Raw genomic sequence first — 10,066 nt, forward strand, 5'->3', positions numbered from 1 at the left:
CGTTCGCGGCATGCTCCTTCATCGTCTCTGGCCTTCGGAGAAGGGACAACGTGTGCGCATACGTGGTGGGTTGCGGGTTCTCGGTGCGTTACCGCCCGACCCGGGCTCTCCCGACCCCCCGCCCCACGGGGACGGCCCGGTGAGGTACTGCGCGCTCGGCCGGGTCGGGGTCGAGACCGCCGCTGGCTTCGTCGACATCACGGGCGAATACCGGCGGCTGCTGTTCCAGATCCTGCTGGTGAGCGAGGGGCGGCCGGTCCTGCACGACGTCCTCATCGAGGAGCTCTGGGGCGGGAAGGCTCCCGGCAACGCCGAAAACGCCCTCCAGGCCCATATCAGCCGGATCCGCCGACACCTCGCCACGATCGAGCCGGGCCGGGGAGCGGGCCGCGTGCAGGGACATCCGCAGGGCTACCGATTCGACCTCGACGGGATCGAACTGGACACCGCCGTCTTCGCCAACGGGATCGACCGGGCGGCGCGGCTGCGTTTCGACGATCCGGACGCCGCGCTCCGGCAGGTCCGGGCGAGTCTGGCACTGTGGCAGGGACCCCTCGCCGACAGCACCGGCCGCGACCTGCTGCGGGCCGCCGGAGACCGCTACGAGGCCTACCGGCTGCGCGGACTGGCGACCCTGTTCGACATCGAACTCGAACGGGGCCGCCATGCCGCGGTGCTGGCGGACATCCAGGCGGTCCACAGCCAGTACACCCTGCGCGAGGACTTCTGCGAGCACTACATGCTCGCGCTCTACCGCAGCGGGTCCCAGGTGGAGGCGCTCGACGCGTTCCGCAGCCTCCGGTCCCGGCTCGCGGACGAGCTCGGGCTCGACCCGTCCCCGCGGCTGTGCGCCCTCGAACAGGCCATCCTGGACCACGCTCCCGCCCTACAGTGGCCGCGATGGTCCGCACCGCCCCTGCCGCAGCGAAGCCCCGGCCTGCCGACCGGTTCGGGCGACGACAGACGGGCCGGGACGTCGATGCCGCTGCGTCAGGATCCGTGCAAGGCCCGCACCGCGCCCCGGAGTCAGCCCCCGGGGACCAGCCGCCAGTAGGCGAAGCCGTCGGACTCGGTCGGCTCCAGCTCCGCGGGCCCGGGCACATGGGCCAGACAGGTACGCAGGTAGGCGAGGTCCTCCCCGTGCCGGGGGTCCGCGACGCGCAGCGGCCGCACGGCCCCGTCCGGCTCTATGCGGCACGGGTACAGCCCGCAGCCGAGCACCCCCGTCCCGTCGACGTCGACGCGTGCCACCACCGTCCGCCTGGCGTCGGGGTGGAAGGGCAGCAACGGGTAGCCCGCACGGGGGTAGATCCCGTACTCGCCGTAGGTCCGCAGGCACGCGTCCTCGTCGTCGTACGGGGCGTCGGGGGTCTCCCGGAGCAGGTCCGCGGCGAGGGCGGGCAGATCGCAGGCGATGTTCCCGAGCCCGTAGAAGACGGGAGCGCCGTCGAGGAACGCGGCGCCGCGCAGCAGGTGCTGATGGTGTCCCAGGACGACGTCGGCTCCGGCGTCCACGAGCAGCCGGGCGACCTGGGGCTCGCAGTCGGTGAGCGCGAAGGGGCGGAACGGATCGCCCCAGTGCACGCCCACCACGGTCACGTCCGCCCTGGCGGCGGCGCTGCGCACCGCTTCCTCGACCGTGCCGCAGTCGTCCTCGTCGACGGCGGTGACGATCTGCGGGGCGGCGCCGGGGTTCCAGCACGAGGGGTCCGGGTTGACGTAGAAGGTGTGGGCTCGCAGGGCGGCGATGCCCGGTACTCCCGCGCGCGCCTCGTACCCGGCCGGGAAGACCGTGGAGAGCGCGACGAAGGCGACGGTGAGCGAATTCCGGGTGAGCAGGCGGGCCTCGAACGCCTCCCCGAGGTTCTCTCCCGCTCCCACCGCCTCGATCCCGTGCCGGCGCAGTGCGGCGACGGTCTGCCGCAGGCCTTCGTGCCCGCCGTCGACGCTGTGGTTGTTCGCCAGGGACATCACGTCGAACCCGAGCGCGCGCAGGGCTTCGGCGTTTCCCGGCGCGGACACCTGAGGCCCCTTGGCCTGCGGGGCCCGGTCCGCCGACCGCGAGTGGGCGCCTTCGCAGTTCCCGAAGACGATGTCCCCGGTGGCCAGCAGCCCGGCCAGCAGGGCGAATCCCGCCGCGGGCTCGGGCCGGTCCACGAAGACGTCACCGACGGACAGGATGCGGATCACGCGTCGTCCTTCCCGAGTTCGGTCAGGACGAAGGCCAGGACGGCCGCTTCGTCCCGCCAGTCCTCGGCCACCTCGGAATGCCCCAGGTGGCCGACACCGTTGACACGCACCAGCACCGGACGCCCGGCCGTGCTCGCCGTCCGCACGGCCGAGGCCAGACGCAGCGGTTCGGCGACCGCGACCCGGGTGTCCGAGAGGCCGCCGGTCAGCAGCATGGCCGGGTACGCGGCCGGCCGGACGTTGTCCACCGGTGCGAGCGCGGCCAGGACGGCCCTGGCCCGCGGGTCGGCGAGAGGGTTGCCCCACTCGTCCCATTCCAGCTCCGTCAGCGGATCGTCGGCGCGCAGCAGGGTCTGCAGGCAGTCGACGAAGGGGACCTCCAGGACGGCGGCGGCGAACAGGCCGGGCTCCTGGTTGACCGCGGCGCCGACCAGCGCGGCGCCGGCGCTGCGGGCGCGTGCCGCAAGCGACCCCGGTGCCGTCAGGCCCTGCGCGATCAGGTGCCGAGCGCACCCGAGGTAGTCCTGCACGGCGCTCAGCTTGCCCGCGCCGCGCCCGGCTTCGTGCCACGCGGGGCCCAGCTCGCCGCCGCCGCGCACATGGGCGATGGCGAAACTGACACCCCGCCGGAACAGCGAGGGCCGGAACAGCGAGTAGTCGGGGTCGACCGGGATGCCGTACGACCCGTAGGCGTACAGCACGGTGGGCAGCGGGCCCACGGCTGCGGCAGGTCGCAGGACGGTGAGCGGTACGAGCACGCCGTCCGCCGAGGCCACGGCCGTTTCGAGCACGGTGATGCCCGGTCCGCCGGTCACGGCGGCGGCGGCCGCCGGGCCGGCGCCCGGAAAGGGGCGGGCGACCGTCGCGCCCGTGGCCAGCCGGTACCACCGTGCCTCCTGGTCCCAGCAGGAACGCACCAGCTCCAGCGGGGCCCCGGCCGGGCGCAGCCCGGCCACGAACCGGATGCCGGATGCCGGGGAACCGCCGTCCCGGGGCCCGCGGTCCGCCGTGAAGCCGACGCACTCCTGCGCTCCCCGAACCCCGGGCAGCGGGCAGCGCAGCAGCCGCCGGCCCGCGCGCCGCTCCAGCACGAGGACACGGTCCCCATCGAGGGCGACGTCCTCGAACGTCGCACCGTCGGACGCCCGGCACACCACCGCCCACGATTCGTCCGGCACCGGCAGGTCATCGAGCGATGCGGCGAGCAGGACGGCATCCCCGTCCGCGGCGCCGGACACCGCCATCACGCAGCGGCCCTGGCGGACGTCGGCGTACACCCGCTCTCCCGGGCGGGGCTCGCGCAGCGGGGACAGTCCTCCCGTCGCGCGGTCCAGCACCCACATGCTGCGGCGGGAATGCTGCTCGATCGCGGCCAGCACCTCGGTGCCGTCCGAACTCGTGGCCAGCTCGACGTAGTCACCGCCGGGTGCCAGCGCGGCGAGGCGGACCGTGTCGCCGCTGCGCGGATCGGTGGCGCGCAGTTCGACCGGGCGCAGCTGCCCGTCGACCCGGAGGTGGACGACGCGGTCCGGCCCGCTGTCCCAGGCGAGGGACGGCGCCGCCGACTCGGCCACGGTCACCGACTCTCCTGCCGGCAGGGTCCGCAGGCGCACCTCGAAGGTGTCGGCGCCGCTGGTGTCGACGGTGTACGCGAGATACCGGCCCCGGGGGTCGAGGACCACGTCGCCGAGGATGAACTCCGCCGTGCCGCCCGCGGCCGCGGGCCCGGCCTCCCGGGCGAAGTCGACGATGCAGCGGCCCGGGGCCGGGGCGCCCTCGACGTACTCCAGGAGCCGGGGCTGCGACTGCCCGGGCGTGAGGACGAGCGCGAACGTGCCGGTCGTGCACCGGTGGATCGCCAGCGGGAGCGCAGTCGCGTTCGGGGTCTGCCGGGCGAACTCCTCGCACAGCAGCGCGCACAGCCGGCCCAGCGGCTCGGCGTACGCCTCCCAGCGTGCCGCCTCCTCGGCCAGGGCCTCGTTCTCATCCATCCTGGGCACCTGCGCAGACCAGGGGTTCGCTGCCGGCGTCGGCCCCGGCCGGTGTCCTGCGGCTGCTGAGCACCAGCCCGGTCAGGTCCACCACGGCCGCGGCGCAGCCGCCGACGATGAGCAGGGTCGCCGCGGAGAGCCGGGCGGAGAGCGCACCGACACCCGCGGTCGACGCCGGTTCGAGCCCGAAGGAGGTCGCGCGGGCGATGCTGTTGACCCGTCCCAGGTACTCCTCGGGCGGGAGGGCCTGGAGCAGCGTGCGGTAGTACGTGGCGGCGGGTCCTGCGGCCAGTCCGCCGGCGGCGTACGCCACTGCGGCGAGCGGCAGGTTCGGAGCGATCCCCACCACGGCCAGCAGGCCGTCGCTCACCATGAACAGGCCGAAGATGACCCGCTGGGACTGCTGCCACCGCGTGGGCAGCCGGTGGCAGAGCAGAGTGCCGAGCACCAGGCCGGCGCCGAACGCACCGGAGAGGATGCCCAGGCCCTGCGGGCCCGCCTTCACGACCTCCTTGGCGAAGAGCGGGATGCCCACCCCGATCAGCCCCAGGACGAACAGGTTGGCCATCGCGAACGTCGGGAGCAGGACCCGCAGCCGACGGTGGCGCAGCACGAAGGCGAGACCGCCGGACAGGTCCGCGAGGACCGGTTTGCGGGCCTCCTGGCCCCGGCCCAGCGGCGGCAGCAACGTCAGCAGGACACTGCTCAGGGCGTACATGCCCGCCGCGGTCACCAGCGTGCCGCCGCTGCCCAGCAGGGCGACCAGGGCGCCGCCCAGCGCGGGTCCGCCCGTCATCGCGCCCCACTCGCGCAGGCTGACCCAGCGGTTCGCCTGTACCAGGCGCTCCCTGTCGACGAGCAGCGGCAGCATCGAGGACCCGATGGGAAGCCGGACCGCGTCCAGGACCCCCAGGCAGACGGCCAGGGCGAGCCAGGCCCACAGCTCGCTGCGGTGGGTGATGGCGGCGGCGGCCAGGTTCAGCAGGCACAGCAGTGCCCCGACCGAGATCCCGACCGTGCGGCGGTCCTTGCGATCGGCCAGGACACCGCCGAAGAGCAGGAGCAGTCCGCGCGGGATCGCCCAGGCGGCCAGGACCAGACCCAGGCGGCCGCCGCCGAAGGTGTGCAGGGCGGCCCAGGCGATCGACACGATCAGGAACTGTTCGGCGAGGTCGGTGCAGGTCTGCGACCAGAACATCGCCTGGTAGGGCCGGTTGCGCAGGAGGGGGTCCGCCGACCGCGGGCCGGGGGCCGGCTCAGCCACGGTGCTCGTCCAGGGGCTCCGGCGGGGCGGGGGTCGCCGGGACCGCGGTCGTGCACACCGGGCAGTCCGGGCGGCGCACGGTGGTGTGCCACTGCTGCTGGAACGTCACGAAGTCGATTTCGAGGAGCTTCCCCGAGGCGAGCACCGGCCCGAGCCCGAGGCGCTCGCGCAGCAGCTCGTAGGAGAGGAAGTAGCCGAGGAACATGCAGGCCGGCCCGAGTGCGCCGTTGCTGGAGTCGAGGTCGTGGATCCGCACGTACTCCAGGATCTCGGCGAACTCGGCGTGCTCGGCGGTTTCCCCGTCGACGATGCACCGGTAGCAGGGGCCCTGGCCCGGCACCACGCTGTAGGCCGTGCCGAGGTGGGCGCTGATGCTGCCGGCGGTGTAAGGGATCCGACGCTTCACGCAGGCTTCGTTGACCCAGAAGTCGATCCATCCGTTCGGCTTGTCGGCCAGGCAGAAGACGAAGTCCGGGGCCGCGGCGTCGATGACGGCCTCCACATCGGACAGCGAGGTGAGTCGCCGTTCGACCGCGTCGAACTCGATGTCGGGGTTGAACCGCGCCATCCGCTCCGCGGCCACGTCCACCTTCGGCCTGCCCACCGCCGGGGTGGAGTACAGGACCTGCCGGTTGAGGTTGCTCAGCTCGACCCGGTCGAAGTCCAGGCCGGTGATGCTGCCGATGCCGAGCTCGGCCAGCGCCATGCAGACATTGGTGCCGATACCGCCCATGCCCAGCACCAGCACCCGGGTGTTCTTCAGCACGACCTGCGGGGCGTGGAAGTCCTCGCTCGCGGACGCGCGGGTACGGAAGAAGTTCAGGTTCGGTGCGTAGCGGCGCAGGTCGTCGGCCGTGAGCTCCTGCGGCGGGGTGGTACCCCCGTCCTCCAGGAAGCCCGCCTCATGGAGGGTCCCGACTCCCTCGATCACCTCGTCCGCGCTGAGCCTGCCGTCGAGTTCGCGTTGCAGCCGGGCGATGCTCCTGCTGCCGTCGAGCAACCTGACCAGCGTGGCCCAGCGGCCGTCCGGGTCCTCGATCTCGCTGGCGTACGCAGGACCGGAACCCATCCGGATCCGGCCCTCCAGGTACATCACGTCATAGATCGGCCGGACTTTCGGCAGCGCGGGCAGCGCGGAGTCGCTCATGGTGAAGTCCTCGGTATCGTCGTCGAGTACGACTGCCGGCGCCGGACGGCATCCGTCGCCGGTGCGAAGGGGCCCATCCGATTCGCGCGGATGGGCCCCCGGCAGGGTGTTCTTCAGAGCCCCTGCCGGATTCAGCGCGGCGAGGAGCCGGCCTTGGCGACGGCAACCTTGCGGATCTTCATACGGATCACCTCGTCTCTGCCTACGGGCGTGGGATTCGGTCCCGGCAGAGCCCTGAGGTCCTGCCACCCCGAAGCCTGCCAAAGCGTCCTGACTCATCCCTGACACGCCGCTGACACCCCTCGGCGGGGTCACCCGGAAACGGGGCCCCGCTTCGGCTGCGGCGGTTCGCATCCGCGCCCGCCCACCCCCGCCGCAGGCCCCTGCCCGAACGGGCCTAGCCTGGACGCATGTTCGTACTTGAGCTGAGCTACACCGCCCCGCTGGAGCAGATCGACGCCGCGCTCGCGCAGCACGTCGCATGGCTGCAGACGCACTACGCGGCGGGCACCTTCCTCGCCTCCGGGCGCAAGGTGCCGCGCGAGGGCGGGGTGATCCTGGCGGCCGGGCAGGACCGGGCCGCGATCGAGGCACTGGTGGCCACCGACCCGTTCGTGGTCGCCGGACTGTGCGCGTACCGGGTCACCGAGTTCCTGGCGACCACCACCGCGCCCGTCCTGGACGCCTACCGCCAGCGGCTGCCGGGCTGAACGGGGAAGGTCCTGGGAGGGACCGGGGGAAACCTCGACGCCGCCCCGGGCGGGCACCGGTGGGAGTGAACGGTGCCGGCCGCGCGCCCGGGTCCGCTCCGTCGCCAGGGCCACGACGGACTCCGTCGCGCCGATCGCCCCGGTGAACACTTCGTGCAGGCACCTCGTCATGAAGCCCGCACGGGGTGCGGCGGAGCGGGCAGTGTCCATCAGTTCCGATCTTCTGATTGACCGCCGTGACGAGCCCGCCGAGGGTGGACCCGTGAAGGCTGACACGGGACGCCGCTACCGGCTGTATCCCACCGCGGACCAGGAGGAGACCCTGGCGCGGTGGGGGCACACCTGCCGCGCCCTGTGGAACGTCGCCTTGGAACAGCGCCGCTACCTCTACCGCCAGCGCGGGATCACCCTCATGGGATCCGCACAGTGCCGACAACTCACCGTCGCTCGCACCGAAATGGACTGGATGGCCGACCTGCCGGCCGGATGCGGCCAGCGTGTGCTGGCGAACCTGGACGCTGCCTACCTGAACTTCTGGAACCCCGGCCACCCGGCCGGATTCCCCGTGCGCAAGAGGCGCGGACACCGGATGGGTATCCCGTTCAAAGGGCAGGACATCGCTGTTCGCAAGCTGAACCGGCGTTGGGCCGAGGTCAAGCTTCCGAAACTCGGATGGGTCCGCTTCCGGCTCTCCCGCGCTCTCGGGGGCACGATCCGCAACGCCACCGTGTCCCGGGACGGGACCGGCCTGCACATCTCCTTCGGCGTGGCAACCGGCCGTGAACCGGACGCGCCGAACGGCAAGCCAGGCTGCGGCGTGGACTTCGGGGTGGCGGCCTCGGCGTTCGTCTCCAGCGAGACCGCACCCCGCCTCATGCCTCCCACCCTCACCCGGGCCGAGCGGGCCCGCCTCAAGCACCTGGAACGGAAGAAGGCCCGACAGCTCACCCACGCCAGGAAGCACAACGGAGGCCGGTACTCCAACCGGTTGCGTCGCACCATGGCTGGGATCGCCAAGCTCAAGGCCCGGCAGGCCAACCGTCGCGCGGACTTCACGCACAAACTCACCACCGACCTCGCCCAAAACCACGGCTTCGTCGGCATCGAGGACCTGCGTGTGAAGAACCTGACCGCAAGCGCCAAGGGCACCACGGCGGCCCCCGGGAGGAACGTCTCGGTGAAGGCCGGGCTCAACCGGTCGATCCTGGACAACGCGCCCGGAGAGCGCAGGCGTCAACTGGACTACAAGTGCCGCCTGTACGGTTCCCGGCTCATCCCGGTACCGGCGTTCCACACCTCCCAGACATGCGGCAACCCCGCATGCGGCACGGTCGACCCCGCGAGCCGCCCCGGCTGCGGACGCGTTTTCCGATGCGTCCACTGCGGCTGGGAGGACGACGCCGACCACAACGCCTCGGTCGAGATCGAGGCCCGAGCCCGCCGGACGGGCGGCTCGGTCACCAACAGCACGCGCAGCGCCACCACGGCGCGAGTCCCGGCCCGGACCCGGCGGCGAACGCGTGAAGCCCGACTGGCCACCCACGGGTGGCCGGAGGGAATCGCCCCGCCCGGGTGCGAGAATCGTCACGATCGGTGAGCACGGGGGCAGGACGCGTACCGGGAACACAAGTCGGAAGTGGCGGGAGAAGACGGATGGCACACGCACGGGCAGGGCAGCCGGCGCAGGCCGGTGACCTGGTGGACGTGGCGCGGCTGGTGACGGCCTACTACGCGCTGCACCCGGACCCGCAGGAGCCCGGGCAGCGGGTGGCGTTCGGGACCTCGGGGCACCGGGGCTCGTCGCTGGACGCGGCGTTCAACGAGGACCACATCGCCGCGACCACGCAGGCGATCTGCGAGTACCGCGCCGAACAGGGCGTCGGCGGGCCGCTGTTCCTGGGCGCGGACACCCACGCCCTGTCCGAACCGGCGAAGGTCACCGCCCTGGAGGTGCTGGCCGCCAACGGCGTGCACGTGCTGATCGACGCCGCCGACGGCTACACCCCCACCCCGGCGGTCTCGCACGCGATCCTCGCCCACAACCGGCGCAGCCCCCGCGCGCTGGCCGACGGCATCGTCGTCACCCCCTCGCACAACCCGCCGCGCGACGGCGGCTTCAAGTACAACCCGCCCAGCGGCGGCCCGGCCGGCTCACAGGCCACCGGGTGGATCCAGGACCGCGCCAACGAGCTGATCCGCGAGGGCCTGCGCGGCATCAGGAGGGTCCCGTACGCGCGGGCGCTGGCCGCGGCCACCACCGCCCGCCACGACTACCTCACCGCCTACGTCGAGGACCTGCCCTCCGTCCTGGACCTGGACGCGGTGCGCGCGGCGGGCCTGCGCATCGGCGCGGACCCGCTGGGCGGCGCGTCGGTGGACTACTGGGCGCGCATCGCCGACACCCACCGCCTGGACCTGACGGTCGTCAACCCGCTGACCGACCCGACCTGGCGGTTCATGACCCTGGACTGGGACGGCAGGATCCGCATGGACTGCTCCTCGCCGTCCGCGATGGCCTCCCTCATCACCCGCCGCGCCGACTACGCCATCGCCACCGGCAACGACGCCGACGCCGACCGGCACGGCATCGTCACCCCCGACGGCGGGCTGATGAACCCCAACCACTACCTCGCGGTGGCCGTCGACTACCTCTACCGCCACCGCGCCGACTGGCCCGCCCCCGCCCGCGGCCGCAACACCCAGCGCACCACCTCGATGCTCCAGCCCCGCCCCCCCCACCGGCGCCGCCCCCGGGGCGAGGGGC

7 protein-coding genes and 1 pseudogene are annotated in these 10,066 nt (G+C 72.9%); 4 read left to right on the forward strand and 4 right to left on the reverse strand.

All coding sequences use genetic code 11. The features are described from left to right. Positions 1 to 139: 139 nt before the first annotated feature. Positions 140 to 1,054, forward strand: coding sequence for a BTAD domain-containing putative transcriptional regulator (locus tag ACFV0O_RS37865; RefSeq protein ID WP_380348812.1), 915 nt, complete (start codon positions 140 to 142; stop codon positions 1,052 to 1,054). Here the strand turns inward: ACFV0O_RS37865 and ACFV0O_RS37870 are convergent. From ACFV0O_RS37870 to ACFV0O_RS37885, 4 genes are read right to left on the reverse strand one after another with little or no spacing between them, the layout of a single operon-like run. After that, the gene (locus tag ACFV0O_RS37870; protein ID WP_380348814.1) at positions 1,027 to 2,190 is read right to left on the reverse strand and encodes a CapA family protein; all 1,164 of its coding nucleotides are present in this window, start codon (positions 2,188 to 2,190) and stop codon (positions 1,027 to 1,029) included. The genes ACFV0O_RS37865 and ACFV0O_RS37870 overlap by 28 nt on opposite strands. Beyond that, a complete protein-coding gene (locus ACFV0O_RS37875; RefSeq protein ID WP_380348815.1) occupies positions 2,187 to 4,181 on the reverse strand; it encodes a prolyl oligopeptidase family serine peptidase in 1,995 nt (664 codons plus the stop codon). The genes ACFV0O_RS37870 and ACFV0O_RS37875 overlap by 4 nt, the downstream gene beginning before the upstream one ends. Continuing rightward, the gene (locus ACFV0O_RS37880; RefSeq protein WP_380348817.1) at positions 4,174 to 5,445 is read right to left on the reverse strand and encodes an MFS transporter; all 1,272 of its coding nucleotides are present in this window, start codon (positions 5,443 to 5,445) and stop codon (positions 4,174 to 4,176) included. Before ACFV0O_RS37880 ends, ACFV0O_RS37875 begins: the two co-directional genes overlap by 8 nt. Beyond that, complete coding sequence (locus tag ACFV0O_RS37885) at positions 5,438 to 6,592, reverse strand: ThiF family adenylyltransferase (RefSeq protein WP_380348818.1); 1,155 nt, start codon at positions 6,590 to 6,592, stop codon at positions 5,438 to 5,440. Before ACFV0O_RS37885 ends, ACFV0O_RS37880 begins: the two co-directional genes overlap by 8 nt. 410 nt (positions 6,593 to 7,002) lie before the next feature. On the opposite strand from ACFV0O_RS37885, the gene ACFV0O_RS37890 reads away from it, so the two are divergent. From ACFV0O_RS37890 to ACFV0O_RS37900, 3 genes and pseudogenes are all read left to right on the forward strand, one after another. Then, positions 7,003 to 7,302: a YciI family protein gene (locus ACFV0O_RS37890; RefSeq protein WP_380348820.1), complete on the forward strand. Its 300-nt coding sequence runs from the start codon at positions 7,003 to 7,005 to the stop codon at positions 7,300 to 7,302. 169 nt (positions 7,303 to 7,471) lie between these two features. Then, complete coding sequence (locus ACFV0O_RS37895; protein ID WP_380348821.1) at positions 7,472 to 8,899, forward strand: RNA-guided endonuclease InsQ/TnpB family protein; 1,428 nt, start codon at positions 7,472 to 7,474, stop codon at positions 8,897 to 8,899. A 56-nt stretch (positions 8,900 to 8,955) separates the two neighbouring features. Further along, positions 8,956 to 9,971, forward strand: a pseudogene (locus ACFV0O_RS37900) (phosphoglucomutase, alpha-D-glucose phosphate-specific); the annotation flags it as partial. Positions 9,972 to 10,066 lie beyond the last annotated feature (95 nt).

Source organism: Kitasatospora sp. NPDC059577, assembly GCF_042735475.1.
GTDB lineage: Bacteria > Actinomycetota > Actinomycetes > Streptomycetales > Streptomycetaceae > Kitasatospora.